The organism is Trichocoleus sp. AS-A1 (genome assembly GCF_039962015.1).
GTDB lineage: Bacteria > Cyanobacteriota > Cyanobacteriia > Cyanobacteriales > FACHB-T130 > FACHB-T130.
Map to the genome: position 1 here is coordinate 103,380 of NZ_JAMPKG010000011.1, position 26,402 is coordinate 129,781.

A 26,402-nucleotide genomic window follows, 5' to 3' on the forward strand; every position below is an offset into this window, starting at 1 on the left:
GACTCTACAACGAATGACTCAAAGTGTGACGCGATCGCTCGCCAACCCAACTATCCACCGCAGTGTTTTGGACAACGGCATCGTATTAATTACGGTGGAAAATCCAGCGGCTGATATTATTGCTGGTCGAATTTTTGCACGGGTTGGAGGTCGGTGGGAGCCACGAGAAAAAGCGGGACTTTCTCACCTGCTATCCACGGTACTCACCAAAGGAACCGATCGCCTTTCTTCCCTAGAAATTGCCGAGCAAGTAGAGTCAGTGGGAGCCAGTCTCGGTGCTGATGCGGCTGCGGATTATTTCTTGCTGAGTCTCAAAACAGTATCCGCAGATTTTCCGGAGATGTTGCAACTGGCAGGAGAATTATTGCGATCGCCTAGCTTTCCAGAAGCCGAAGTGGAACTGGAACGGCGTCTCGCTTTGCAGGATATTCGCTCCCAGCAGGAACAGCCGTTCACCATCGCCTTCGACCAGCTGCGGCAAGCCATGTACCAGAATCATCCCTACGGATTCTCCAGCCTGGGCACCGAAGCTACCGTCTCTGGTTTAAGCCGCGCTGACCTCCAGCATTACCATCAGACGTATTTCCGTCCCGATAACCTAGTTATCAGTATTGCCGGTCGCCTGACTCCCCAAGACGCCACTGATTTGGTTAATCAAGTGTTTGGAGATTGGCAGAGTGGAACCACCCCTCTACCTACCCTCAGTCTGCCCCAAATCACCTCTGAACCCATCTCTTGCGCTACCCCACAAGATACGCAACAATCAATCGTGATGCTAGGCTACGTCGCGCCATCCGTGCAAGAAACCGACTACGCCTGCCTGAAACTGCTCAATACTTACTTGGGCAACGGTCTTTCTAGCCGTTTGTTTGTGGAACTGCGCGAGAAGCGGGGATTGGCTTACGATGTCTCAGCTTTTTATCCGACTCGGCTAGAAACCTCTCAGTTTGTGGTATATATGGGCACGGCACCGGAAAACACCGCGATCGCCTATGAAGGCTTGCGAACTGAAGTGGAACGCCTTTGCACCACTCAACTGAGCGATCGGGAGCTGCAAGCTGCCAAAAACAAGCTGCTTGGGCAATACGCTCTCGGCAAACAAACTAATGCTCAGCTGGCTCAAGTTTTCGGCTGGTACGAAATTTTGGGTCTGGGAATTGAGTTTGATACCGAGTTTCAAGAAAAAGTTACCAGCGTCACTCCAGAGTTCATCCAAAAAGTGGCTTCCCGGTATTTCACCGAACCTTATGTCTCTCTCGTTGGCCCAGCCGAAAAATTAGACATTAAAAATTAAAAAAGGAAAAAAGTAAAAAGACAAAGTAAAAATGAAAGATTTTTTCTTGAACCTTTTCGCTTTTTCCAATCGCGTTGTAAAGTCAAGAGGAAAAAGCGATGAAAAAAACATCCTTTTGCCTTTTTGTAAACTCAAGAGGAAAAAGTAAAAATGAAAAAAAACATTCTTTTGCCTTTTGCCTTTTTACTTTTACCTTTTATGGCGATCCCCAGTGATGCCAAAGAAATCGCCCAGACATTTCCATCCGCAACCGTCACCCGGCAAACGTTACGACCTGGTAGCCAAGGGACTGAAGTAGCGGAACTCCAGGCAGCCCTTAAACTATTGGGTTACTATAATGGCGACGTAAATGGCGTGTATGGGGAAAATACCGCGATCGCAGTTTCCCGTTTTCAGCAAGCCGCTGGTTTAGCACCGGATGGAATCGTGGGTGCAGAAACCTGGAAGCGTTTATTTCCAGTCGCCCCACCATCGGAATCTACAGCAGCCGCGACGCCACTGGTTATCCCGTCTCCTTCAGCTTCAACAATTTCTACCACTGGGGCAGCATCTTTTCCCGTCCCAACTACGACTAACACCGCTGCCAATCCCAGACCAGCGGCAACTTCCCGTCCCAGTGTGAATGTTCCAGCCTCCAACAGTCCGGCAACGACTGCCAGAACCCCCAACCGTCCGGCAACCGCTGCCAGAACCACCGCTAACCGTTCCACAACTGCTGCTCCTAGCTCTCAGACACGGACGAACCCGCAGCAGCCCAGACAGCTCGATTTTCCAGTTCTGAGGCTGGGAACGCAAGGCCCAGCCGTTACCAGTTTGCAACAGCGCCTGCGAACCCTTGGCTTTTTCAAAGGAACGGTGAATGGTGTCTTTGGTGAAACGACTCAAACTGCGGTCAAAGCTGCTCAACAAAGATTTAAGCTAGACGCCGACGGTGTAGTGGGTCCAGCGACTTGGAACGTTTTGCTGCGTTAATTAAATAGCAATTATAAAAAAATAAAATGACATAAATCCGTTTTCTTGATGAAAACGGTTTTTTTACGCTTTTTTGAACAACTGCGTGCTGTTTTCACGGACTTCTTCCTTTCGATTTTTCGATCTCAATCCTTGGATGGAGGAGACAATCCATTCTCAGATAGAGAGATTCAGGCAAGACTAACGGATATCGTATTGCTTATAAGGACAAGACAGCTGAGTATTAACTTCCTTAGCTTGTAGTTGCCAATCAATCTAAAAAAATCAGGGTCTTCTCGGTTTCCTGATTGACACAAAGAGTTCGATCGACATTCATGTACAACCACCCTAGAACCGATAACAATCAAAGGCCTAAATCGGTCTATCAGGGTAGAGGCAATTCTGAACGGGTTTCCTACCAGAATGAGTACCCTAAAGGTCGCAATTCTGAACGTCGTTTTCAGGAACAGAGCTATCTCGTTGATGAGAATACCAATGCCTTGACTAATTTGCTGATGAATCTTGCTTTCACATCGATTGTAAGTTTCCTCGTTGGAACTCTGTTCTTCGTTGCTCAGCGAAATGAATCTTCTCTACCCTCTGTGCCTGTTCCCAATGACAGTCCCTCTCAAAGCATCGAGAAAAAGACAACCATCTTTGAAAGAACTGTAGATAAATATTCAGGAAATTCAGGAACTCGTTCCAGCGCCTCAATAACAAGCAGGACAGGGGACATTGAAAACAATGTTTCTAACTCTGCGCGAGGTAGGCTCCTAACCTTCCTAGCTAGGCTTGGTTGAGACAGCGTTGCTCAAATCTACTGACCATAAACAGTTTTAAACATCCTTTTCTGCCTTTAAACCATTCAGGAGTTGTAGTAATACTCATGTCTAACCTACAAAATCGCAACAACGATAACCGTGAAGTTCCCCAGAACCCAAATCAGCCGGTTTCTCCCCATAATCCGGTTGGCCCAACTAACACGGTTCACGGAAATGGCACTGTAGACCCAGGCAAAGTGACCTCCTATCGAGATGGTTATGTCCACGGTCGCGTTTCCGAGCGCCGCGTCAACGAGGAAGGACAAGAAATCCGCGATAATAATAATGCCGCCAGAGGCTTGTTGATAGGGATTGCCCTCACCTCTCTGCTAGGGTTGACCCTCGGTGCCCTCTACTTCCTCAACCAACGAAATCAGCAGGTAGAAGAGTACACTGCGCCTGCGCCTGTGGTGGTTCCCGTACCTTCCCCTTCACCTTCAGCTTCTGTTGCACCGAACTCAACTGCACCAGATACGTCTTCATCGGGCGCTTCTCAACAGCCTACACAAGAGAGAATTATCGAAAGAACCACAGTTGAGAAGGCTCCTACGGTGATTCAGGTTCCTCAGACACAAAACGCACCGCCTGCTCAAAGAGCGCCAAATGTAAACATTACAGTTCCTCCGAGTTCCGGGCAACAACCGACTCGAAATCAGACAAATATTAACGTAACGCCTTCTCAACCGTCGAACTCAACTCGAACGAATACTTCTGGGACTACTCAATCAAGTCCTAGTACAACTCTAACCGCGCCTTCAGTGCGTCAGAACTCAACTCGAACGAATACTTCTGGCACCACCCCAGGCACCCAAAATCCAACTGGCACCACACCGAATAGCGGTGCTACCACCAATGGAACCACCGGCACCACATCGGGGAGCAGTTCGACCACCAATGGAACCACCGGCACCACATCGGGGAGCAGTTCGACCACCAATGGAACCACCGGCACCACACCGGGAAGCAGTTCGACCACCAACGGAACCACCGGCACTACACCGGGAAGCAGTTCGACCACCAACGGAACCACCGGCACCACACCGGGAAGCAGTTCGACAACTGGTGGGTCAAGCAGTACGGGTCAATAACGACTAAAACTTTGCAATCTAGCCCCCTCCTAATATTGGAGGGGGCTTTGTTATCGGTGTATCGCAAATCTTTCATTTTTGAACTAGCATTTTTAAAGATTTCGACACATAAAGGGATATGAATTTAATTTAACGAACGAGTGAGGTTGGAGAATCAAGTGCTAATTTAAATATAGGCACAACGAAGTAAGAACCTTCGACACTAAGTTTTCGGATTCGAGCCTGTGTCTCCCGCTCTTATCCAACGCAACACCGAATCTCGGTTGTATTTCTCTAATAAATGTAGCGATCGCGCTGAAGTTCATTCGCTTCTTTTTGATTTGAACTGTTAAGTCGCGGATCTAGATCATTGCCTGAATCGGCGTAGGGAATGCAAGATAGTTAGAAAAGGTTTGTTGCGAATTAAGTCCACCCTAGTAGAGTTAGTTTTTGGTTTCGTCAACTTTTCTTGAAATTTTCCTCTTTCGTTTGACTAACCTGACCATTTATAGCTCGTTCATAAACCCGCCAGTAGCCTAGGCGGGTTTTAGTTTTTATACTGAAGCGGAACGCCTAAAGGCGTGGCTAAACAAATTAGTATTACTGGCAGAAAGCTTTTATCAAGTCCCAAATTTCAGGCAGGACGTTTCCTAAACTGTGATCGTCCTCTAGTTCGATAAATTTAACCCAAGGGCGTGAGGCGGCGTAGTTGCGGCTAGCTGCAATCGGAATCACTTCATCGTGACGCCCATGCAGAAGCAGAGTAGGAATGGGGCGCTGTAGCTGTTCGTCTTGATATTGGACGGCGTCGGTAACGAACTGGTAGTGCAGAGGAAGCGATCGCTTCTCGCCATAGTGATATACCGGCAAATATTGCTCTGTCTGCCACTGTTGCAGCTGTTCTTCCCCCAGTCGGAGCAACCAGTGAGTCAGAAACTCAAAAGCGGGAGCTAGCAACACTAACCGCTGAACCTGCGGGTATTTTTCTCCCACCCAAGCCGCTGTTAAACCCCCCAAGCTGGAGCCAATGACAGTAACAGGCATTGAGTTTGGGGGAAATTCAGCGGCGACTTGCTTTATTTGCCGAGTTATCGTCAGATGGGAAAAGTCGCCTTGGTTGAAATCGGGGATTTTCAGAGAAGATAAGCGATCGCGCAGATAGATCGCCTTCGTTGACTGGGGACTAGAGGCAAATCCATGCAGATAAAGATAATCAAGCATCCAATTGGGCAGTAGTTTCCGGCGTATCAACCGCTAAAAATTTCGCTCCAGCGAACCTGGAAATCCTTGTCCTCTATTTTTCCCCGCCCGTTGCCCCTTTTGTTGTCGTCGCTGTTGCATCAGTTGGACAAATTTGGCGCGTTGCTCTGGAGTCATAACTTCTCGCATTTCTAACATACTTTCAAACCGCAACTTTTGTAGCTGCTGCTGCAACTCTTCAACTTGCTGATTTTTAGAGCGAATTTGGCTGGCGGAAGCTGTACTATTCATCAGTGTCGCTAGCTCTTGCCGAGCTTGACGTAGAGTTTGCTGGCGCGGCGCTATCTGGGTTCTATACTTCTGCCGAATCGCCTGCATTTGCTGCATTTGCTGTGGGGTAAGATTGAGTTGCTGAAGGAGTCCATCCTTGTTGCCTCTTTGAGGACGGGCACCCGGCGAATTTTGGGCAATTGTTTGAGAAGATTGGGGATTGGGATCGGCAAGAGCAACCGCACTCCCTACAGATAGTATGAGAACTGCTAACAGAGAAATACGATTTAGGGACATGAAAACAATCTCCGTCGTTAGTAGTAATTAGTAATTAGTAATTCGTTAAAACGCAATTAGCCATTCTTGATGAGGTAGTCGCAATGAGCTGATTAAAGATAACTGACCATTACCGATTCCCTAAAAAAGCTAATTTTCTGAGAGCAACCAATCAGCTTCTGCATCTTGGCTGCTCGACGAAGCGGGCGTTTCACCCGCGACAACACTATCCCAGTTCGTCGCCAGAAATGCTTCCAGTTCGGCGGTGTTTGTGGATGCAGTCGATGCAGTGTTAGGCACCAGCACGCGATATCCTGCCCAAGTAACTAACAGACTAGCAACAAGGGCAGAGGGTAAAATCCACCTCTGTCGCCATTGCGGCTGTGGAGGCGCAGAGGCTACTGCTTGCATAATCTGGCTCTCTAAATCGGGTGCAGATGGAGGAATATGACCCCGGTGTTGGCGCAGAAACTCTACCAGGGGTTTGTCATCATCGGGGAACTGAGTCATAGGTGGACTCCTTGTTGCTGGAGAAATTGCCTCATGGAGGTTCTAGCATGAAAGAGGCGAGATTTTACTGTGCCAACTGGAATCGACAAGATATTTGCGATCTCTTTTTGCGGAACGTCTTCTAAGTCGTGCAGAACCAGTACGGCGCGATGCTCGAAACTTAGCTGTTGCAGTCCGCGCTGCACTAAATCTTCATAATGTAAGTGCATCAGAGTGGGAGATTCCTGCTGACTTGGGAAGGCATTGGTAGCGCTTTGCTGTAAAGATGCGAAATTTCGGGTTTCTACAGCAAATTGCCGCCGTCGATCTGAAGCAACATTCCAGCTAATGCGATAAAGCCAAGTCGAAAAATGAGCGGTTTCCCGCAATTTTGGTAATCCCTTCCAAGCGCGTAAGAATACTTCTTGCACCAAATCATCTAAGCATGAGGTACCGCAGAGTTGGTAAAGAGTCGATCTGACGCGCTGCTGATGGCGCTGGTAGAGTTGCTGAAAGCTCTGCTTGTTGCCTTCTTGACACCGCTTGACCAGGTAAGCATCGGTGTCGAGATGGAGTTTTTCGTTGGGTTGATCGCCCATTAGCGCATTGATTGGTACAGCTGGCACCGATTGGCTCTCTCTTACCACTGTTGGATTTCTAATGCTTTAGACTGGGCATCTGGGGAAAAGGTTCAAAGGCAAGCAGCGCATCTATGCGGTGAATCACTAGAGAAAGTGCGATCGCATCTATCGAGAAAATGAGAAATAAGAGCGATCGCACTACTCTTGATGACGAGGATCTGCGCTTGGAGGATGCCAACCGAGTGCTACCAAAAACCCGCCCTAAAAAGGCTTTAGAAGCGGGTTAACAAAATCACAAGTAAGCGTAATTTATCGCAGAGTGACGAACTCTTCGGCGGTGGAAGGATGAATGCCAACGGTGGCGTCGAAGTCTTTTTTGGTGGCTCCCATATTGACTGCGATCGCGATTCCTTGAATCACCTCAGCTGAATACTCGCCTACCATGTGAGCGCCCAGCACGCGGTCGGTGTTTTTGTCAATGACTAACTTGACCATGACCTTCTCTTCCGCGCCGGTGAGACTGTGGAACAGAGGACGGAACCGGGCGCGATAGATTTGCACGTTGTCATCGCCCAACTTTTTCCGCGCATCGGCTTCGCTGATTCCCACCGTAGCGGCTTCTGGCTGGGTGAATACGGCGGAGGCAACATTTTCGTGATTAAACACCCGGCGGTTATTGCCAAATTCAGTATCGGCAAAAGCGCGACCTTCACCAATGGCGACGGGCGTTAAATTGATCCGGTTGGTGCAATCGCCTACAGCGAAAATATTCGGCTGGTTGGTGCGGCTGTACTCATCGACTTCGATGGCACAGTTGACGCTGTACCCATGCAATCTGGGTAAATCTTCGTCTTCACAATTAACAACCTTAACGCCGGCATTCTCCAAACCAAGTTTTCCTAACAAAGGTGCGCGACCGATGGCGACTAAAACTTGGTCTGCCGTGAGGGTTGTATCCGCGTCTTTGCCTTTTTCGGTAAAGGCGACCTTCAGACCATCTGGGGTTTTCTCAATGCCTTTCCCGGTAAGATTCGTGATAATGTTGATGCCGTGATGGGACATGGCATCTTGAATGCCAACGCGAATATCGTCATCAAAACCTTTGAGAATGCGATCGCCTCGAAGCAACAAACTGACTTTCGATCCGAGTCCGTGCATAATACAGGCGAATTCTACGGCAATATAGCCAGCGCCAATAATGACGATGTGCTTCGGCTGTTCCTTGAGGAGAAATATCTCGCGGGAAGTGATGGTGTGTTCCATCCCTGGTAAATTCGGCTTGATGGCTTCCCCACCCACGGCGATTAAAATCTTGTCAGCCGTAACTTTGCGCCCATCCACTTCCACCGTATGCGGATCTATTAAAGTGGCGCGGCTCTTGATTAACTCCACCCCAGCTTTTTCCAAAAACCCAATATGCAACTGGCTGAGACGGTGGACTTCCTTATCGACAGTCGTTATCAGATGCTCCCAGTTTAAGCTCCTTTCGCCCACAGTCCAGCCATAGCCTGCGGCATCCTCAAACAAATGGGAAAATTTAGAGGCGTAAACCATCAATTTTTTGGGAATACAGCCCCGGATAACGCAGGTACCACCCACTAAATCGCCTTCTGCGATCGCTACCTTTGCTCCGTAGCTAGCCGCACGTTTGGAAGCCGCCAATCCTCCCGAACCCGCCCCAATGACAAACAAATCGTAATCAAATGCCATGACTGGAAGTCCTCTCTTTCTTCATTTAGTTTAAAAGATGTAACGATGATGCTCCTGCTTTCCCATTTTCCGCAGATCGCTTAAAGTCGGATGAGAATACCGTCAGTTTTAGCGAAGAACAATGGATCGAGAGCATCGTGGTGTCACCGTGTGGTTTACAGGTTTAAGCGGTGCAGGAAAAACCACCATTAGCCAGGAAGTGGCGCAAGCATTGCAGAAACGCGGATACAAGGTGGAAATCCTCGACGGAGACGTGGTGCGCCAAAATCTGACCAAAGGCTTAGGGTTTAGTAAAGAAGACCGGGATGAGAATATCCGGCGCATTGGTTTTGTGGCTCATCTCCTGACTCGGAACGGTGTGGTCGTACTGATTTCGGCAATTTCGCCTTACCGAGAAATTCGAGAAGAAGTGCGATCGCGTATTGGAGATTTTGTCGAGGTTTATGTGAATGCACCGTTAGCGGTTTGCGAACAGCGGGATGTGAAGGGATTGTATAAGAAAGCGCGGTCTGGGGAAATCAAAAACTTCACTGGGATTGATGACCCTTATGAGTCGCCCCTCCATCCTCAAATTGAATGCCACACAGACCAAGAAACGATAGAGGAAAGCACAGAAAAAGTTTTGAGAAAGCTGGAAGAACTGGGCTACCTCTAGTAAGGATAAACCGCAATTAAGCGGAACCCCTCCCCGCCCTCACCTGCGGCTCCGGCTCCGGCTCCGGCTCCCCTCTCCGCTTGCGGGGAGGGGCTGGGGGTGGGGTTCTTTTATTATGGATAATTACACAAATCTAATAGGAAGGTTTGAGAGCTAAAGCACAAAAGTATCGTGGATGGGCACCACCCACCCAACACCTACTTCTTCTTATCTGCGCCTCTACCTCTTTCTCCCTCTACTTCTCTAACTGTAGGGGTTCGCGACGGCGGTGGAGGCGGAGCGTCATTTTGTAACTGTTGCCGACCGTTGCGGATGACCTTGAGCATATCGTTGAGCTGCTGCTCAATATTCGTGAGAACTTGGTCGGCGTAGTCATCCGCTCCGTTTTGAATATCCTCGCATTCTTGGAGAGCAAGCGATCGCATCTGCTCTAGCTCTTGTTGGGCTTGTAGGCGCATCCGTTCAAGTTCTGCGATCGTTTGTTCTTGGATGGCGTCGCACTCCTGCTGCACCGCCTGCCGGATCGCTTGCGCTTCCCGTTCTGCTTGCCGAATCAAGCCCATTTCATCCAATATCTGATCGGCTCGGCGTTCTGCTGTCTCAATAATCTGCTGTGCATAATCCTCCGCTTGCAAAAGAATTTCTTCCTTCTGGCGAACAATTTCTTCAGCTTCCTGAAAAGCCGGTGGCAGATTGATCCGCACCAAATCCAGCTGATCGAGTAACGGATTCTCATCGACTAAGCGCAGGCTAGTCAAGGGAATGCGCGTACTATCAAGAATCATTTCTTCGATGCGGTCGAGTTCCCGCTGAATATCTACACTTCCCGATCCACTGTCGGGTAATTCACCTTCGGGGAAGCGTCCATTACTATCGGGTTCGAGGCGGGAAGAGTCTTGGCGTAACATCGGTAGATATCTAAGGCGACGTGCTGGGGAACAAGATGATCGACAGAGCCGCCGAATCTGGCAATCTCTTTCACTAAGCTACTACTTAAGAAACTGTACTCGTTAGAGGTTGCTAGAAAAACCGTCTCAATCCGATCGTCGAGAGTTTTATTCGTATGAGCCATCTGTAGCTCATGTTCAAAGTCAGAAAGCACCCGCAAACCGCGCAGCAGCACGCCCGCTTCTCGGATTCTGGCATAGTTGACCGTCAAACCGTCAAAACTGTCAACTTCTACATTCGGCAGCGATCGCGTCGATAGACGAATCTGCTCGATGCGCTCCTGTACTGTAAACAGGGGGGTTTTGTTGGGGTTCCGCAACACCGCAACAATCACCCCATCAAAAAGCCGACAACCGCGCTTAATGATGTCGAGGTGCCCCAGAGTAATTGGATCGAAGCTGCCAGGATAGATTGCAATCACGGAAGAGGTGTGTGAGCTAGCTTAAGGAAATTGTACTCATACAGTACCCCTAAAACTACGAATTGTTAAAAGTCTCCGGTTTTGGCGAGAAGCACCGACCACTAAACGAGAGCGATCGCAACCAAAGAGGATTCATCGCATCAGCAGCCTCTTCTGGTGGCATACACGAGCCAGCAATCGACCTCTGCTGCGATCGCAGAGAGTCTCTCTATTAGTGCAACCATCGCCACTCCTTAACTTTCAAGAGGTTCTCTCTAAAAATCAGCAAAAGCTAAAATCCGATTAGTGAATCTACACATTAAGTTGAAAAACCAGGAAAAGGCTCAATTTTTTCAGCAGTTCGCCACTTTGCTGAATTCTGGCATTTCAGTACAGCAAAGTTTAAATTTGGTTGAGCGCGATCGCAATTCTCCCTTCGGGCGCTATCTGCAAACAGTCAGTGTAGCGGTGGATTCTGGGCAAGATTTGGCGTCTGCTTTGACCCTAGACGCTCGATATTTTGATGGTTGGACGATTAGCCTAATTCGGTTAGCAGAATACAGCGGCTCGCTAGCAGAGACTTTTGAGAGATTGGCAACGGCGGCGGAAGCCAAAGCCAAACGACAACGCCTCTATCGTTCGGTGGGAATCGCCGCGATCTCGCTGATTTGGAGTCTCTTGGTACTCGCCGCCGCACTTTTCAAGCGAAATCCTCAAAAGCTTACCCATCCTGGTTTCTGGCTGTGCAGTTTTGGTTTGGCATTGCTTTTGGTTGGGGTAGCTGTCCTCAATTCTCGCTTTCCCGGACGCGGTTTACAACGGTTGGCGGCGCAACTTCCCGGTTTGGATAAAGTCATGCAAGCGCGATCGCTCCTTTACTTTACTGAGTTGTCCTTGCCTTTAAGTTGTGGGGTGACGATTCTCGCCGCGCTGGAATTGTTGCGCGATCGCATCCCCGATCCTCAGATGGCAACCCACGTAGCAAAAGCTGCTCGGCAAATTCGTCTCGGTAGAAGCCTCACCGAGAGTCTGCAAACCAAGTTACCCCCACTTGCAATCCAATATATTCGCACTGGTGAAGAAACCGGCAATCTAGATGCGGCGCTGCGAAAATTGGAGCAATATTACCAAAGCGACTTAGAGAAACGTTTGAGGCAGTTGGAGGGAATCTTGCGTCCTTTGAGTCTATTAGCGATTGGAGGTTTAGTGCTTTTAGTCGCAATTCGAGCAATTAATTCGCTGATAAACTCTCTGCCAGGATAACTTTATGCGTGATGAAACAGAGGGATTAAAAAAAGGGCTTATAATTCTGTCACTTACATTTATTGCTATAGGAGTGATAGTTTTCCTGTGGTTATGGCAAATTGATGTTGTACCCATTGAACACTTCAAGAATTCTTCTAAAATCCTGACTCCAAAGGAGTTTATTGAGCTTAAAAGGCAGGGCGTCAACTCTGTTATTGAAGGTTTAAAAATTGTTGCAACAACCTTTGGAGGAACCGCAATCCTCTTTAACGTTTTCTATGCAGCGAAGCGAGCAAAAGCGATGGATGATAGCGCGATCGCTGCCAATAAAAGTGCTGAAGCAGCTTTGGATAATGCTAAGGCTGCCCTAAAAAATGCAGAGGCCGCACAAGACAAGCAAATCACAGAACGCTTTACTAAAGCTATTGAACTTCTTGGTTCTGAGAATATCTCTATCCGTTTAGGAGGAATTTACGCTCTAGAACGAATTGCTAAAGATTCCGTAAAAGACCATTGGACAATTATGGAAGTGCTAACTGCTTTTGTGCGAGAGAATGCTCCTTTGAAGGAATTAAAGGAAGAAGAGATACAGCAGGAGCAATCACCAAAAATTCCTACGGATATTCAAGCAGCACTTACAGTTATCGGACGTCGCGACGTAGAAAAAGACCCGAACAATCAAAGGCTTTATTTACGAAATACCAACTTAGAGAGAGCAAACCTCAACGGAGCTAACCTACAAGGGGCATTACTCCTTGGAGCTAACCTACAAGGGGCATTACTCCTTGGAGCTAACCTGCAAGAGGCATCCCTCCGTGAAGCTAACCTGCAAGAGACATTCCTCCTTGGAGCTAACCTGCAAGGGGCATCCCTCTTTGGAGCTAACGTGCAAGGGGTAAACCTTGGATTAGCTCAAAACCTTAAACAAGCGCAAATCGAAAGAGCATTTGGAGATCGCAAAACTGTCTTGCCGGACAATATGGAAAGACCTGCACATTGGACGCAATCTGGGGGAGAGACAGATGCGATCGCCCCAATATAATGCTTGTTATTTGAATCAAATATAGAACCTAACCCCCTACCCCCTTCCCTTGAAGGTAAGGGGAAAAGCCCCTCTCCTACGAGGAGAGGGGTTGGGGAGAGGTCACAATGTACTGCACCCAATTGCAAACCCCAATATTTCCACCTTCTTAGCCCACGCAGCCGGACTTTATTTGTGTAGCCCCAGCCTTCTAGGTGTGGGCGTTATCAAGTAGGATTTAATCAACCAAATGTTGACCCATCCCAGCCCCACATTGAACCTTTCGCATCAGCAAACTCAATGTAAATCCGGTTTGTAGATACACCAAGTTTCTCATTAATTTGCTGACAAAAATCTTGGCTCATTGCCTTTGTTTGCGACGGACTCATGCTACCGACACTTTTAATTTCGACGTAGCAGACGGGATCGAGAGTCCCCCCAAATGTCATCGCCACACTCGGCTCAAAAGCTGTCATCACATAAGATTCCGGTTTGCCTGTATGCTTGGCTAATTTAGCAGAAAGACTTTTCAGCAATCCCTCGACAGCACCCCGATCGGGAGAATCAACAGAAGTTTGAACTTTGATTAGCGGCATAATCTTTTACTCTAATTCCTTTTAAAAGGGATTAGGTAATGGGTAATCGTTATTAGTCATTCGTTATTAGTCCTTTGCTACTAACCAATTACCAATTACCGATTACCAATTACCGATTACCCACCATATTGCCAAGGGGTATTTTCGAGTAAAAGCGGTTTACCCTCGCGGTGGACGCCAGCAGCGATCGCTTCCCCGACATAAACCGTATGATCGCCGTGTTCCACAGCACCGACAACCTTACACTCCACATAACCAAGGGAGTCGGAGATGATGGGACAGCCGGTTTCTTGTCCTAGATAAAATTCCACATCTTCAAATTTATTACCGACGCGGCGCTGCGGCTTGAAGAATTTTTCCGCTAAGTCTTGCTGTCCCTCATCCAGGAAACTAAGTGCAAAGACGCCACTGGCTTTGATCATGGCGTGGGATTTAGAATCCTGCTTAACGCAATTCACAACCAGCGGTGGCTTAAACGAGCCTTGCATCACCCAGCTGGATGTGAAGCCGTTAACTTCTTCGCCATCTTTGACACCGCAGATATAGAGTCCGTGAGGAATCTTACGCAGAATAGTTTTTTTGGCTTGTTCGTCTAGCAAAGTTTTACCTGACAGCTACTGATACATCGCTTAGTTTATCAATGTCTTGGGAAGAAACATCAATCTGGAGATAGTTCCATAGGGGCATGGCATTGCACATGAGTATCAAATTAAGATTTGGCGGTTGAAACCGCAGCTATACAGACAAAACCTGCCTTCACAGGTTCAAAGACTTCACGCTTGGCGGTTGAAACCGCAGCTATACAGACAAAACCTGCCTAGCCTTCGGAACGCTTCGCTAACGCAGGTTTAAAGCTTCTGATTTTTTCTTAGTCCGCGAAGGCGGACTTCGTTTGTATAGCCGCGATTTCCAATCGCCAGGGCTTAAGTAGACTTAAAAGCAACCGAATCGTAGAATGAGCGATCGCTTCCTAAGCAACCCCGTACTTCTTAAACCAAGCTTGTAGGCGTTTCCAGCCGTCTTCTGCTTCCTCTTTGCGGTAGCTGGGGCGGTAGTCGGCAAAAAAGCCGTGGGGCGTGTCCGGATAAAGGATAATTTCCGAAGCATTGTCTGCTGCTTTTAGTGCCTCCTGCATCTTCTCGACAGTTTCGTTCGGAATGCCGGTATCGCTGCCACCATAGAGTCCCAGTACGGGCGCTTTCAGCTCATCAACTAGGTCGAGAGGATATTTGGGAATGAGGGGCAAAGACTCGCCTACTAAGCGTCCGTACCAGGCAACGCCAGCATTTAGCGTGGGATTGTGAGCCGCATACAGCCAAACGATTCGCCCACCCCAGCAAAAGCCTGTAATTCCCAGTTTATCAGTGTTGCCCTTACTGGACTTGGCTGCCCAAGCAACCGTTGCATCCAAATCTGACATAACTTGAGCATCGGAGACTTTAGAAACTACTTTGGTGATAATTTCTTGAATATCGCTCATCTGGGAAACATCGCCTTGACGCGCATAGAGTTCCGGCGCGATCGCTAAATAACCCAGTTTTGCAAAGCGGCGACAGATATCTTGCAAATGTTCGTGGACGCCAAAGATTTCCTGCACAACTAGCACGACGGGGAAATTCTTACCTCTGGCAGGCATCGCCCGATAAGCGGGGATTTGCCCATCTTCTACGGGTATCTTCACTTCACCCGCCACCAAGCCTTTCTTATCGGTCGTGATGACTTGGGCAGAAATGGGGCGAACTGCTACGGCAAACCCTGCCGCCAGCGTAGAGACCATGATAAATTCGCGGCGCGTGAATTTCATCAGCAGTTTTCTCCAAAAAACTTCTTCAAGTCTAGATTGTGCATCAGTTGGGCGGGGATAACCGCCGATGTTCTCGGCAGCAGCCTTCAGCGCTAGGCTAACGCCTCGCTTCGCTAACGCGATCGCGCAATCATATCCCATACGCTTTGAATTGATGCTGACACCTATGAGGACTTACGCAATAACTCTCTAAAACTCTTATTCCTTCGCGTCCTTGGCGTCCTTGGCGGTTCGTTTTTCCATAACGAGAGCGTAAGTCCTGATCTATGTTAAACGGACTTCTCAAAGCCCTGCTTCTCCGCAGCAAAACCTTCCCCCTGGAAGAAGCCGCAGCCGATCAACTGTTACAAGCTGGATCGAGGTGAGTAAAAGCATTTTGCTCATTAGCGATCGCTAGCTGTAGGGACACATCAATCGCTTCTACTCAAATTCACAGTTTACCGGGAGGGGTGATGCCGCAATATTTTGGAAAACTGCCTACGACAGGGACATCTTGGTCAACAATTGGAACGCTAAAAACCATAGAACGCCACGATCGAGGAATCTACGGCGATTGTGAGAATTCGCGCCTTGCAATTAGCATCCTGGCACCGAACTTAGTCCGAGTGCGCTGGGCACCGAATGGGGAATTGATGCCGCGTCGTTCGTGGGCAGTGACCTTGGATGATGCAGAATGGTCAGTCGTCCCCTTCCAAGTTCGGGAAACTGACGCGGCAGTAGAAATTGAAACCGAGCAGATGCGGGTGTACATCCACCGCCAAGGGTGTCGGATCGAGTGTTTTGATAAAACTGGGCGACCTTTCGCGCAAGACACCGGAATGGGGATGGCTGGACGGATGGGCGCGATCGCTGCCTGGAAGCGCATCGAAGCCGATGAACATTTCTACGGTTTTGGCGAACGCACTAAGCTACTCGACAAACTCAGCGAAGTCCAAACAAACTGGACAGTTGACGCCCTCGATTACAGTTCATTTACCGATGAAATGTACCAGGCGATTCCATTTTTCATAGCGCTACGTCCAGAACTCGCCTACGGTATCTTCTTCAACACCACTTTTTGGAGCCAGTTCGACATTGGTGCGGAACAACCGGGCGTCTATCGGATGGAAACGCGGGGCGATGAACTGGATTATTACATCATTTATGGCCCGGAACCGGCGCAAATTCTTAGCACCTACACGCAGCTAACAGGTCGGATGCAACTTCCACCGAAATGGTCGCTTGGTTATCACCAATGCCGTTGGAGTTACGAATCTGAAGAGGTGGTGCGAGAACTTGCCCAGGAATTCCGCAACCGTCGCATCCCTTGCGATGTGATTCATCTCGATATCGACTACATGAAGGGCTACCGGGTGTTTACCTGGAGTCCCAAACGGTTCCCCGATCCTGCCCAATTGGTCAATGACTTGGCGCAGGATGGCTTCAAGACGGTGACAATTATCGATCCAGGCGTCAAGTACGAGCCGGAAGCCGATTACCACGTCTTCGACCAAGGGATAGAAAATGACTATTTTATCCGTAAGGCAGAGGGTGAGCTATTCCACGGCTACGTTTGGCCCGACAAAGCAGTATTTCCCGATTTTCTGCGTCCGGAAGTTCGCCAGTGGTGGGGCGACTTGCACAAAAGCCTAACTGAAGTTGGCGTTGCGGGTATCTGGAACGATATGAACGAACCGGCGATAGACGATCGCCCGTTTGGCGATCCGGGGAATAAAATATCCTTTCCCTTAGATGCCCCCCAAGGTTCGCCGGAAGAACGCACTACCCATGCCGAAACTCACAACCTGTATGGGCAATCAATGGCTCAATCGGCTTGCGAAGGACTGAAGCGGCTGCGTCCTACAGAGCGATCGTTTGTGCTGACACGTTCCGGTTTTGCCGGAATTCAGTGTTGGTCGTCGGTGTGGATGGGCGATAATCAATCGCTGTGGGAGTATCTGGAGATGTCCCTGCCGATGCTCTGCAATATGGGACTATCGGGTGTGGCGTTTGTCGGTTCCGATATTGGCGGTTTTGCTGGCAATGCCACAGCGGAATTATTTGCCCGGTGGATGCAAGTGGGAATGCTTTACCCGTTGATGCGCGGTCACTCGGCAATGAGTACGGCAAGACACGAACCTTGGGTTTTTGGCGATCGCGTTGAAGCCATCTGCCGAGAATATATTAATCTCCGCTACCAGCTATTGCCCTACATTTACACGCTTTTCTGGGAAGCTGCAACTACTGGCGCACCGATTTTGCGTCCCTTACTCTATCATTTCCCCAACGACCCGAAAACCTATAAACTCTACGACCAAGTATTGCTCGGTTCTTCCCTAATGGCAGCACCCATCTATCGACCAGGGGTAGAATACCGTGCCGTGTATCTTCCCGAAGGCACTTGGTACGACTGGTGGACAGGAGAACGCTACCAAGGCGCGACGCATATCTTAGCTCATGCACCGTTAGAGCGAATGCCGCTATATGTGCGTGCGGGAGCGATAATCCCCATGCAGCCGGTGATGCAATCCACGGATGAGCGTCCCCTTGACGAACTCACCCTCCGCATCTGGCCTGGAAATGGCGAGTTTAGGCTCTATGAAGATGATGGGCATACGTTTGAATATCAAACGGGTGCCTTTGCCACCACAACCTACCGCGTTTATTCCCAAGGGCAACAAACGAGGGTTGAAATTGCCGCCCGTGAAGGCAATTGGACGCCCTCCACTCGCGAAACCATCGTCCAGCTAGTTGGTGTTGGCGAACAGCGTTTTGTTGACGATAGTACGGCGCGTCAACTGACTTTTTAAATTGGCTTGATAGAACCTCACACCCAGACCCTCGACCTTCACGGAGAGGGGAGCCGGAGCCGGAGTGAGGAGGTGCTTCTAATGGGAGGCGCGATCAACCGGATTTAATTTCAATCCTTAACGGTCAGCGATTTGCTCTTGAGGGTGAATCGCTTTTTTTGGCATCCTTTACTTTCCATCAGAGCGATCGCTGATGCCCCTATCTGCAATCTTCTCGCTCAACCCTATTTTGTGAAAAACTAAATATCTCTATAGACAGATGCCAAAATTTATTAAACCTTAAATCCACATAAAGTTTAACCAGAGAATTTTATTTTAGCTGTAAATTTAATTCTGATAGATGTTGAGAACTTCTATAAATTATTGCTAAATAACTGCCCAACTTTACAAAATCAACACGTCAGAAATGTCTAAACGATGTTAAAGGCCTGTGCAAACCTCCCGCATTTGCATAAGTTCACGATGGGGATCAAAGCTAGATAGACTCATATTCCTAAAGAATGATTCATATAAATCATTCAATTGATTATGGATAATTATCAAAAAGGTTGCCATAATAGTCTAGAAAGGTAAATTGATTTTTCACTCATTGTATGTAGCTAAATTGTTACTTTAGCTACACTTTTACCGGATGGTATCGGGGTCAAATCTAGCAATTCTCTTGTTTTAAAAAACTTACTGACATGAAAACTTTAACAATGCAGCTCGTCCAAGCAATTCGCTGTCCTAACTGTGGCAGTCCGGGTGAACGGCATTACATTTCTAGCAGCCAGCTAACGCGGACACAATGCCGTACTTGTGACTACTTGATGGTGACTTGTTCTCGAACCGGGAGAGTAATCGAAGCATACGCACCCGGTCTTGATGCAAGTCGTCTGTAGAAGCAATCCTCAAAGAATTGCTTTTACTGAATTATTTAGAAGCTCGAAGTTGTCCGCAAGCAGCATTGGCTTCTAAACCACGAGAGTAGCGAACGCTAACAGCAATATGCTGTTTTTTCAGAGCTGCCACAAAAGCTTGAATCCGATTAGAATCCGGACGCTGATAGTCAGCATCGTGGATAGGATTGTAGGGAATTAAATTGACGTGAGTTTGGAATCCCCGCAGGCGGGATGCAAGTTCATTCGCGTGTTGGGGGAGATCGTTCACACCTGCAAGCAGGACGTATTCAAACGTCAATCTGCGACCTGTTAATTGAACATATTCCCGACATTCTGCTAGCAAATCTTCCAGGGGATATCGCTGAGCTGTGGGGATAAGTTTTTCCCGAAGTGCCTGATTGGGTGCGTGGAGGCTAACGGCGAGGGTGATTTGCAAGTGATGTTTCGCTAAATCGAGGATGCGATCGCGTACTCCCACAGTGGAGAGCGTAATCGAACGCTGTCCAATTCCCACATCTTTATTCAGGATCTCTAGCGCTCCCAAAACATTTACCGTATTCAGTAACGGTTCCCCCATCCCCATAAACACAATATGGCTAACTCGTCGCTTGAAGTCTTCCTGAACCGTTAACACCTGATCGACGATTTCATGACGTGCGAGATTGCGGGTAAAACCGCCCTTCCCCGTAGCGCAAAAGTCGCAAGCCATCGGACAACCCACCTGGGAAGATACGCACACCGTAAGGCGCTTTTCTGTGGGAATACCGACTGTTTCGATAATTTGACCATCTGCCAACCGCAGCAGATACTTCACCGTCTCATCTGGAGCAACAGAACGATGATGTATCGTAGAGCGTCCAATCGGGACATCTGCTACTTGGTCGCGCCACTGCTTAGAAAATACAGTAATTTCAGAAAGCGATCGCACTCCTTTTTCATAAATCCACTGATGCAGTTGCTGTCCCCGATAAGCCGGTTGTCCTTGAGCAAGCACCCATTGGGTTAATTCAGCTAAATTTGCCCCTAAAAGGGGAGGAATCGTTCTGGCTGGGTTTTTATTCGTTACCCGCTGTTTAGCAACGGGAGCAGTTTCATCAAACTGATTTTGATGCTGACTGTCTGTAGAAGACTGAACCTGAGAGCGGGACGTAGCAGACATAAATAATCAAAAGTTTTCGCTAGGATCTCTATCCTAGAACCTCTCGATCGACGCTGGGGTTCACTTTATAAGTTTGCCCGATCGGAATCTCAATTTGAAACTCTGCACCTTCCCCAGGTCGCGATAGACACTTCATCTTTCCGCCATGCTTTTCTACAACAATTTGATAGCTAATCGATAAACCCAGTCCAGTGCCTTGACCGACTGGTTTTGTTGTAAAGAACGGGTCAAACAGTTGCCCTAGGACACTTGCACTCATCCCCGGCCCATTATCTTTAATCCCGATTCTCACCCAATTCTTGTCTAAAAGTTGGGTAGAAATTGTTAAAGTGCTGGGTTTGTTTTTAATTTCTTCTGAGCTTCGCGCTTTATCTTGCTCCTGCAAAGCATCAATCGAATTATTCAAGATATTCATAAATACCTGATTCATTTGTCCGGCATAACATTCCACCAGCGGCAAGTTGCCATATTGCTTGATAACCTGAATCGGCGGAAACTCTGGTTTCTGCTTGAGGCGATTGTGCAAAATCACGAGGGTACTATCGATTCCCTCATGAATGTTGACAGGTTTCATCTCGGCTTCATCTAACCGAGAAAAGTTACGCAAAGTCAGAACAATCTCCCGAATGCGGTTTGCCCCTACTTTCATCGAAGACAAAGTTTTCGGTAAATCCTCAATTAAAAAATCAAGATCGATCTCTTCAACCAAGCCTTGAATGTTTGGATCAGTGTAGGAATAACCCTGCTGGTAAAAGTTAACTAAACCGAGAAGATCCTGAGTGTAGTTACCCACATGGGTCAGGTTTCCGTAGATGAAGTTGACAGGGTTATTAATCTCATGGGCAACACCCGCAACGAGTTGACCGAGGCTAGACATTTTCTCAGTTTGAATTAATTGAGCTTGGGTTTGCCGCAGGTCTCGCAGGGTTTGTTCTAGAGCGATCGCTTGCTTTCTAGCAGTCTCTTCCGATTGTTGCAATGTTTCTTCGGAGAGCTTGCGCTCCGTGATGTCCCGTAGGATGACAATATACTCTTGAAGCTGGCGATTCGAGCGGTGGGAAAGCGTCACCTCGATCGTGCGTAAGCTCGTTTCATCCTGCCGGAATGTCTGTTCGCTGCGACTTTGCCAAATCTCAGGCGACCCAGCTAACCCAGAGAGGAAATCGTTGAGGCGACGCCCAATCAGCTGATGAGCGTCCATCTCGAAAAGGGCAACCGCGGCTGGGTTGGCTTGACGAATCGCGCCGCTCTCATCCAAAACGAGAATGGTATCCGGAACCGTGTCTAGGGCAGTGATAAAAAGATTTTCCGCGTGTTCTCGTGCTTCAGCGATCGCAGCCACTTGAGGCAAGCTAGTCCAGCAGGCAACTGCGATCGCTACAAAAGCGAGCGTCATCAGCAAAATGACTAAAAGATTGTTACTGGCATTCCCAGAAATCTGCCCAATCCCGTTCCGAAGCACCCAGGCGATCGCCGTCGCACTACAAACCAATAGAATCAGGACGATCACCTGAAAGGCAACAAAATCTTTGACCTGAAAGCTTTTCACCCGGTAACGCTCAATCCACCAGGCTGGGTGGAAAGGCTCAAATGCGATCCGACGAATCGCTGCATCACAAGCCAAAACAGCGATCGGAGACAGCAGCCCAACTAGCACATCTTGCCAGCTCCAACTTAAACCCCCCACTACCAGAACAACCGCCTCGAGGGCGAAGAAGCCCAGCGACCACCAAGGCCAGCGCACTTCGGGTTTGCCTCGCTGCAACCACAAGCCCAGCTGGATTGACATAATGGCGACAAGATAGCCAGTACCCGTTACTACCACAATTCGAGAAATATCTCCCCAAAGCAAATAGATCAAGCTGATGCCAAGGGAAAATATTAGGGCAGGTTGCAGAACGCCTTGCCGGGAGACGACCGCGAAGACGGGTGAAAGGTGTCCGTCTAGGGCAAGTTGGTACAAAATGCGAGGAGAATTAGAAACCGCAGTCGCGCAAGCGAGAAGGCAGCTAGAGACGATCAGGAGGGTCACGATTAAGGAAGCTGACTCGCCCCAGAAGGGCTTTGCTGCTGTGAAAAAGTTCAAGAACGTGTCTTCGCCCAAGTCTGGTACAGTTGCCAAGCGCATGAGTACCCAAGAACCGCCCAGAATGACCGGCGGCATTAGCCAAGCTGCCAAGCTGAGAAATCGCAGCGTTTCTCCAGGGCGTCGGCTGTCGGCGACAAATGCGGAGGCTGTCTCGCAGGCGTAGGCAATGTAAATTGCGAAAAAAGACCACTTTGCCCAATCCACAAAGTTTAAGGTTGACCAGGTGCTAGGAAAAAATCCGGGACTCGCGGGCGAGAAGGCTAACCATCCTAGACCTTGAAGACAAAACACCAATAAGAATCCGACTGCTGGAAGAATGAAAAACGTGTGCAAGATTGCTAAAGCTCGCGTGCCGCTGAACGCGACAATATAAGCAATCAGCGTGAATCCTATTTTCAGAGCCGTTTCCGGACAATCAATCCCTAAAGGTTCTAGATTAGTCTTGATGAGATTCGTGAGGATAATTGGGTTGATTGGCAGATATCCTGCCCAGCCGATGAAGTACGCGATCGCCGCATAACGAGCTAGACCGGGATAGTTTTTGAGTAACTTAGTCGTGTAATTTGGAGTTCCTCCCGATATTTCAGGCCAGTGTTCCCCTAAGCGTTTCACTTGCAGGTTCAGCAGCATCCCCACAATCGCTGCGGGCAACCACACAAAGATGGCAGATGATCCTAATGCTGCATGAATTAGCGGGGCTGTGCCAATCCAGGCTAGATGACCTGTGAACCCAAAACCCCAAGTTTCTAAGGCACTCAGGCTGCGCGGCAGGTGCATAGATGAACGCTGATTTAGGCGCAGATTACGATTTTTAACGATAGGATTTTGAGTAATTCGGTCTTCAGTCATCTCTGTTCGATCTCAGCGTGATGGTTCCGCGAGTGCTGCCATCACGGTCGTATATAAGTACAGTTGCAATATCAATATCTATCTATCGGATCGGTACTCGCTACCGCTATTTGTCTTAATCTTGCTGCTTGCGATCGTGAAACTTGTTTACTTGCACAATTTGACAGTTTTCGCAAGGGTCAGCAGTAATTTGATTGATTGAATGTTGATTGCCCTTTCAAAGGGGTGTCAGCGTGTCCAGATTTCCACGGAACTGAGACCAGGGGACTGAGAATTAGCTAGAGGCGTGTGAGCGATCGCGATCTAGCTGCTGCTATGCAAGACTTGAATCAAGCATTCGATAAACTATGAAGTGCTAGCAGCGAGTCTTGTCCGGGCTACGCTGGAACTCAATCAAAGCCGATGCTTCTTGATATTTCCTCTCTGCCTTTGGCATTTGAATTTACCTCTCCAGGCCCAATCCTCATTGAGCTGGGACCGTTTACCATTCGCTGGTACGGTCTATTAATTGCCTCAGCCGTATTAATTGGCGTCACCCTTTCTCGATATCTGGCGTCCCGCCGTCACATCAACCCAGATATACCGGGCGATTTCGCACTCTGGCTAGTTGTAGCGGCGATTCCCAGTGCCCGACTCTACTATGTTTTGTTTGAGTGGGAACAATACGCCCAAAGACCGGGTGACATCATTGCCATCTGGAAAGGAGGCATTGCCATTCATGGGGCGATCATCGGTGGCACTTTGGCAGCTTTGATTTTTGCCCGAATCCAAAAAATCTCTTTTTGGCAACTTGCCGATTTAGTCGCGCCCTCTGTCATTTTGGGTCAAGCCATCGGGCGTTGGGGCAATTTCTTCAATTCTGAAGCCTTCGGGGCACCTACCGATTTGCCTTGGAAACTGTTGATTCCGGTCGAGAACCGTCCGCCCGATTACCAAAATTTTGCCTACTTCCATCCCACCTTTCTCTATGAATCTCTTTGGAATTTAATGGTGTTTGGGTTGCTGATGACCTTGTTTTTTCGGGATTTGAAGAGACCACGTCTCAAGGCAGGCACGCTGTTTTTGGTTTACATGGTGGCTTATAGCGCCGGTCGCGTTTGGATTGAGGGGTTACGCACCGATAGCTTGATGCTGGGGCCGTTGCGAATGGCACAAGCAATCAGTTTACTGGGAATGGCGCTGGGATTGGCGGGTCTGGCTTGGGTTTATTTGTTGCGTCGTTCTCTGCCAGATGTCGTGTCAGCTTTTAGTAATGACAATGCTACCAGCGAGAACACCCAACGATGAATCCTCCGATTTCACGGGGGTGAGATTACACCTCAGATGCCTCAACCGTCTTTCCGATCGGGCTTTAAGAATTGAAGTGTCGCGTTAATCAAGTGAATTGGTAGAAAAAGCCAGGTTTCAGGAGAATTTATTCCCAAAAAATCCCAAAAAAAATGCTCTAGAGTCAAACTCTAGAGCAAAACCAGGGTGCATCTACCATTCCTTAATTACCGGGGAAGAGGAACGAATCCGGAAAGTGTCCGTAATCAATTTAATTTTTTTGACTCGGTAGGCGCAGATAGCTACCGCTGTACGGGAATCAGAAGCAATCTGCAATTTTGACAAAATTGCAGAACGATCAACAGATGACTGATAAGTTACACACTCTAGAAGAGGTTTGTCTGAATTGGCGACTAAATTTATTGGCGAATCATTGTCTCCCCTGGCACCAGCCGTTTACATTGTCGGTGCAGGGCCGGGAGATCCAGATTTATTGACGGTTAAGGCGCAGAAACTACTTGCGGTTGCGGATGTAATCTTATTTGCCGATTCTCTGGTGCCGGTGCAAATTTTACAGGGGGTGCGTGCGGATACGGAAATTATTCGCACCGGGAATAAAACCCTCGAAGAAATTCTGCCAGTGATGATTGAACGAGTGCGATCGCATAAATCTGTGATCCGCCTCCACTCTGGCGACCCCAGCCTCTACGGTGCTGTCTTCGAGCAAATGCAAGCCTTGGCAGAGGCTGACATTCCTTTTGAAATTGTCCCCGGCATCAGTGCTTTCCAGGCAGCCGCCGCCAAGCTCAAAGTTGAGCTAACGGTGCCAGGACTGGTGCAGACGATTATCCTCACCCGGATTAGCGGACGCGCTTCAGCGGTGCCGGAACGAGAAGAATTAGCCTCCCTAGCAGCGCATCAGGCAAGTTTATGCCTTTATCTAGCGGCGCGTCACGTCGAAGACGCGCAAGCGAAACTGATGCAGCACTACCCCGCCGATACACCTGTGGCGATTTGCTTTCGAGTCGGTTGGCCTGATGAGAAAATCTTCCTGGTTCCTTTGGATCAAATGGCAACTGTGACGCAGCAGGAAAATTTGATTCGGACGACGCTTTATGTGATTAGTCCCGCCTTGGGGACGGTGGAAAATACGCCAGAGTCTTTGGCGACAGCGAAACGTCGTTCGCGTCTGTACGATCCTGAACATACTCATCTGTTTCGCCAGAAATCCGCGAACCTCTCCCCCAACTCCTCCTTGTAAGGGTAAGTTTTGAATATTTAACGCTCCCAAATCGTCAAAAACCTACACCTGTAGGGAAGAAGTTTCCCGGTGCAAAATGTAAGGTGAGAAAAGTCTGATTGGTAACAGCACCCAATGCAGATGAAGCGTTAATAACCAGATAATAATCGAGGCAATTTTGTAAACTATGCTTTCGCAAATCGTGCGCCCAATGGTTCGCACTCAAATCCGGTTACTCGCTAGCTGTCAGGCAACTCGTTCCACACTGATTGGGACGATTGCCCAGTGGCTGGGCTTTCTCGGTGTACGTGCCCAAGTCACGCACCTCAACGCCGGTTCAGACCAAAAAATTAGCATTTCGCTGACGGTAGACCAACCAGAAGGGTGCGACAAACAAGACTGGCAGCAAATTGTCAGCAACCTTAACCAAGAAACTGTCGATGCCGACCCAAAAGAGCATTCCCAGCCTCAGCTAACGCCCCAGCAACAAAGTAAACTACAGCGGTTGCTGGCTTATTTGATTCAGGCGGCGGAACCGGAAGTCAGGATCAGCTGGGAAGTTTGGTCTCGTCAGCTTCAGGCACTCGGTTTAGAAGAACCCATGCTGCTCGGTGTCAGATCGGCATTGAAAGTGCCCCAGTCGCTTGAGCAATTGCTGGAAGGACTCGATCCAGACATCGCTGCGATCGCACTTCCCAAAGCGGTCAGCATTGCCTTGCTCGATCGCCGGGTCAATGCCTCGGAAGACAAGGCTTTGACAGCACTTTTGCAGCTAATGAAGCCACGCAATGAGGGTTAGTT

At 48.6% G+C, this 26,402-nt stretch carries 24 protein-coding genes; 12 read left to right on the plus strand and 12 right to left on the minus strand.

The window, feature by feature from the left end; all coding sequences use genetic code 11:
* Positions 1-13: 13 nt before the first annotated feature.
* From NC994_RS10770 to NC994_RS10780, 3 genes are all read left to right on the plus strand, one after another.
* Complete coding sequence (locus tag NC994_RS10770) at positions 14-1,294, plus strand: pitrilysin family protein (protein ID WP_190435184.1); 1,281 nt, start codon at positions 14-16, stop codon at positions 1,292-1,294.
* Between the two features lie 150 nt (positions 1,295-1,444).
* On the plus strand, positions 1,445-2,266 hold the full coding sequence (locus NC994_RS10775) for a peptidoglycan-binding protein (RefSeq protein WP_190435187.1): 822 nt from the start codon (positions 1,445-1,447) through the stop codon (positions 2,264-2,266).
* Between the two features lie 865 nt (positions 2,267-3,131).
* Positions 3,132-4,154 carry a hypothetical protein gene (locus NC994_RS10780; RefSeq protein ID WP_190435189.1) on the plus strand — a complete coding sequence of 341 codons (1,023 nt, stop codon included), beginning with the start codon at positions 3,132-3,134 and terminating at the stop codon, positions 4,152-4,154.
* 579 nt (positions 4,155-4,733) lie between these two features.
* On the opposite strand, the gene NC994_RS10785 is transcribed toward NC994_RS10780, so the two are convergent.
* The 5 genes from NC994_RS10785 to gor all read right to left on the minus strand — a co-directional run bounded on the left by NC994_RS10785 (position 4,734) and on the right by gor (position 8,659).
* Positions 4,734-5,354, minus strand: a complete 621-nt coding sequence (locus tag NC994_RS10785; protein ID WP_190435192.1) for a YqiA/YcfP family alpha/beta fold hydrolase — start codon at positions 5,352-5,354, stop codon at positions 4,734-4,736.
* 33 nt (positions 5,355-5,387) lie between these two features.
* Complete coding sequence (locus NC994_RS10790; protein WP_190435195.1) at positions 5,388-5,900, minus strand: Spy/CpxP family protein refolding chaperone; 513 nt, start codon at positions 5,898-5,900, stop codon at positions 5,388-5,390.
* A gap of 129 nt (positions 5,901-6,029) precedes the next feature.
* Complete coding sequence (locus tag NC994_RS10795) at positions 6,030-6,389, minus strand: hypothetical protein (RefSeq protein ID WP_190435197.1); 360 nt, start codon at positions 6,387-6,389, stop codon at positions 6,030-6,032.
* Entirely contained in the window at positions 6,386-6,967 is a 582-nt protein-coding gene (locus tag NC994_RS10800) for a sigma-70 family RNA polymerase sigma factor (protein WP_190435338.1), read from the minus strand. The genes NC994_RS10795 and NC994_RS10800 overlap by 4 nt, the downstream gene beginning before the upstream one ends.
* Before the next feature lie 291 nt (positions 6,968-7,258).
* Complete coding sequence (gene gor / locus NC994_RS10805) at positions 7,259-8,659, minus strand: glutathione-disulfide reductase (protein ID WP_190435200.1); 1,401 nt, start codon at positions 8,657-8,659, stop codon at positions 7,259-7,261.
* A 121-nt stretch (positions 8,660-8,780) separates the two neighbouring features.
* Between gor and cysC the strand changes: the two genes are divergently transcribed.
* Positions 8,781-9,314: an adenylyl-sulfate kinase gene (gene cysC, locus NC994_RS10810; protein ID WP_190435203.1), complete on the plus strand. Its 534-nt coding sequence runs from the start codon at positions 8,781-8,783 to the stop codon at positions 9,312-9,314.
* Positions 9,315-9,511: 197 nt separating this feature from the next.
* On the opposite strand, the gene NC994_RS10815 is transcribed toward cysC, so the two are convergent.
* The gene (locus NC994_RS10815; protein WP_242030367.1) at positions 9,512-10,222 is read right to left on the minus strand and encodes an ATP synthase F0 subunit B; all 711 of its coding nucleotides are present in this window, start codon (positions 10,220-10,222) and stop codon (positions 9,512-9,514) included.
* Positions 10,132-10,683 (minus strand): pantetheine-phosphate adenylyltransferase, encoded by a 552-nt coding sequence (gene coaD, locus NC994_RS10820; RefSeq protein WP_190414577.1) that lies wholly within the window; start codon positions 10,681-10,683, stop codon positions 10,132-10,134. The genes NC994_RS10815 and coaD overlap by 91 nt, the downstream gene beginning before the upstream one ends.
* A gap of 62 nt (positions 10,684-10,745) precedes the next feature.
* On the opposite strand from coaD, the gene NC994_RS10825 reads away from it, so the two are divergent.
* From NC994_RS10825 to NC994_RS10835, 3 genes are all read left to right on the plus strand, one after another.
* Entirely contained in the window at positions 10,746-10,898 is a 153-nt protein-coding gene (locus NC994_RS10825) for a hypothetical protein (protein WP_190435206.1), read from the plus strand.
* 70 nt (positions 10,899-10,968) lie between these two features.
* Positions 10,969-11,925, plus strand: coding sequence for a type II secretion system F family protein (locus NC994_RS10830; RefSeq protein WP_190435208.1), 957 nt, complete (start codon positions 10,969-10,971; stop codon positions 11,923-11,925).
* A gap of 73 nt (positions 11,926-11,998) precedes the next feature.
* Positions 11,999-12,949, plus strand: a complete 951-nt coding sequence (locus NC994_RS10835; RefSeq protein ID WP_347276939.1) for a pentapeptide repeat-containing protein — start codon at positions 11,999-12,001, stop codon at positions 12,947-12,949.
* A 221-nt stretch (positions 12,950-13,170) separates the two neighbouring features.
* On the opposite strand, the gene NC994_RS10840 is transcribed toward NC994_RS10835, so the two are convergent.
* From NC994_RS10840 to NC994_RS10850, 3 genes are all read right to left on the minus strand, one after another.
* Positions 13,171-13,524 (minus strand): phenylpyruvate tautomerase MIF-related protein, encoded by a 354-nt coding sequence (locus NC994_RS10840; RefSeq protein ID WP_190435216.1) that lies wholly within the window; start codon positions 13,522-13,524, stop codon positions 13,171-13,173.
* Positions 13,525-13,640: 116 nt separating this feature from the next.
* Positions 13,641-14,123, minus strand: coding sequence for a flavin reductase family protein (locus NC994_RS10845; RefSeq protein ID WP_190435219.1), 483 nt, complete (start codon positions 14,121-14,123; stop codon positions 13,641-13,643).
* A gap of 371 nt (positions 14,124-14,494) precedes the next feature.
* Positions 14,495-15,331, minus strand: a complete 837-nt coding sequence (locus tag NC994_RS10850) for a dienelactone hydrolase family protein (RefSeq protein WP_190435341.1) — start codon at positions 15,329-15,331, stop codon at positions 14,495-14,497.
* A gap of 449 nt (positions 15,332-15,780) precedes the next feature.
* Here NC994_RS10850 and NC994_RS10855 point away from each other — a divergent pair, with 449 nt between their 5' ends.
* Together NC994_RS10855 and NC994_RS10860 are read left to right on the plus strand one after the other, a co-directional pair.
* A complete protein-coding gene (locus NC994_RS10855) occupies positions 15,781-18,117 on the plus strand; it encodes a glycoside hydrolase family 31 protein (RefSeq protein WP_190435224.1) in 2,337 nt (778 codons plus the stop codon).
* Positions 18,118-18,815: 698 nt separating this feature from the next.
* A complete protein-coding gene (locus NC994_RS10860; RefSeq protein WP_190414604.1) occupies positions 18,816-18,998 on the plus strand; it encodes a replication restart DNA helicase PriA in 183 nt (60 codons plus the stop codon).
* Between the two features lie 31 nt (positions 18,999-19,029).
* Here the strand turns inward: NC994_RS10860 and rlmN are convergent, their stop codons facing one another.
* On the minus strand, positions 19,030-20,157 hold the full coding sequence (gene rlmN, locus NC994_RS10865) for a 23S rRNA (adenine(2503)-C(2))-methyltransferase RlmN (RefSeq protein ID WP_190435227.1): 1,128 nt from the start codon (positions 20,155-20,157) through the stop codon (positions 19,030-19,032).
* Positions 20,158-20,185: 28 nt separating this feature from the next.
* A complete protein-coding gene (locus NC994_RS10870) occupies positions 20,186-23,095 on the minus strand; it encodes an ATP-binding protein (RefSeq protein WP_190435230.1) in 2,910 nt (969 codons plus the stop codon).
* Positions 23,096-23,497: 402 nt separating this feature from the next.
* On the opposite strand from NC994_RS10870, the gene lgt reads away from it, so the two are divergent.
* From lgt to NC994_RS10885, 3 genes are all read left to right on the plus strand, one after another.
* The gene (lgt, locus tag NC994_RS10875; RefSeq protein WP_190435233.1) at positions 23,498-24,382 is read left to right on the plus strand and encodes a prolipoprotein diacylglyceryl transferase; all 885 of its coding nucleotides are present in this window, start codon (positions 23,498-23,500) and stop codon (positions 24,380-24,382) included.
* A gap of 385 nt (positions 24,383-24,767) precedes the next feature.
* Entirely contained in the window at positions 24,768-25,622 is an 855-nt protein-coding gene (gene cobM / locus NC994_RS10880) for a precorrin-4 C(11)-methyltransferase (RefSeq protein WP_242032529.1), read from the plus strand.
* Positions 25,623-25,788: 166 nt separating this feature from the next.
* A complete protein-coding gene (locus NC994_RS10885; RefSeq protein ID WP_190435236.1) occupies positions 25,789-26,400 on the plus strand; it encodes a hypothetical protein in 612 nt (203 codons plus the stop codon).
* Positions 26,401-26,402: the final 2 nt, after the last annotated feature.

Excerpts from the sequence above, each read along its gene's own strand:
- NC994_RS10770 (WP_190435184.1), top strand. The coding sequence starts at position 14 with ATGACTCAAAGTGTGACGCGATCGCTCGCCAACCCAACTATCCACCGC.
- NC994_RS10775 (WP_190435187.1), top strand. The coding sequence starts at position 1,445 with ATGAAAAAAAACATTCTTTTGCCTTTTGCCTTTTTACTTTTACCTTTT.
- NC994_RS10780 (WP_190435189.1), top strand. The coding sequence starts at position 3,132 with ATGTCTAACCTACAAAATCGCAACAACGATAACCGTGAAGTTCCCCAG.
- NC994_RS10785 (WP_190435192.1), bottom strand. The coding sequence starts at position 5,354 with ATGCTTGATTATCTTTATCTGCATGGATTTGCCTCTAGTCCCCAGTCA.
- NC994_RS10790 (WP_190435195.1), bottom strand. The coding sequence starts at position 5,900 with ATGTCCCTAAATCGTATTTCTCTGTTAGCAGTTCTCATACTATCTGTA.
- NC994_RS10795 (WP_190435197.1), bottom strand. The coding sequence starts at position 6,389 with ATGACTCAGTTCCCCGATGATGACAAACCCCTGGTAGAGTTTCTGCGC.
- NC994_RS10800 (WP_190435338.1), bottom strand. The coding sequence starts at position 6,967 with ATGGGCGATCAACCCAACGAAAAACTCCATCTCGACACCGATGCTTAC.
- gor (WP_190435200.1), bottom strand. The coding sequence starts at position 8,659 with ATGGCATTTGATTACGATTTGTTTGTCATTGGGGCGGGTTCGGGAGGA.
- cysC (WP_190435203.1), top strand. The coding sequence starts at position 8,781 with ATGGATCGAGAGCATCGTGGTGTCACCGTGTGGTTTACAGGTTTAAGC.
- NC994_RS10815 (WP_242030367.1), bottom strand. The coding sequence starts at position 10,222 with ATGTTACGCCAAGACTCTTCCCGCCTCGAACCCGATAGTAATGGACGC.
- NC994_RS10840 (WP_190435216.1), bottom strand. The coding sequence starts at position 13,524 with ATGCCGCTAATCAAAGTTCAAACTTCTGTTGATTCTCCCGATCGGGGT.
- NC994_RS10855 (WP_190435224.1), top strand. The coding sequence starts at position 15,781 with ATGCCGCAATATTTTGGAAAACTGCCTACGACAGGGACATCTTGGTCA.
- NC994_RS10860 (WP_190414604.1), top strand. The coding sequence starts at position 18,816 with ATGCAGCTCGTCCAAGCAATTCGCTGTCCTAACTGTGGCAGTCCGGGT.
- rlmN (WP_190435227.1), bottom strand. The coding sequence starts at position 20,157 with ATGTCTGCTACGTCCCGCTCTCAGGTTCAGTCTTCTACAGACAGTCAG.
- NC994_RS10870 (WP_190435230.1), bottom strand. The coding sequence starts at position 23,095 with ATGACTGAAGACCGAATTACTCAAAATCCTATCGTTAAAAATCGTAAT.
- lgt (WP_190435233.1), top strand. The coding sequence starts at position 23,498 with ATGCTTCTTGATATTTCCTCTCTGCCTTTGGCATTTGAATTTACCTCT.
- NC994_RS10885 (WP_190435236.1), top strand. The coding sequence starts at position 25,789 with ATGCTTTCGCAAATCGTGCGCCCAATGGTTCGCACTCAAATCCGGTTA.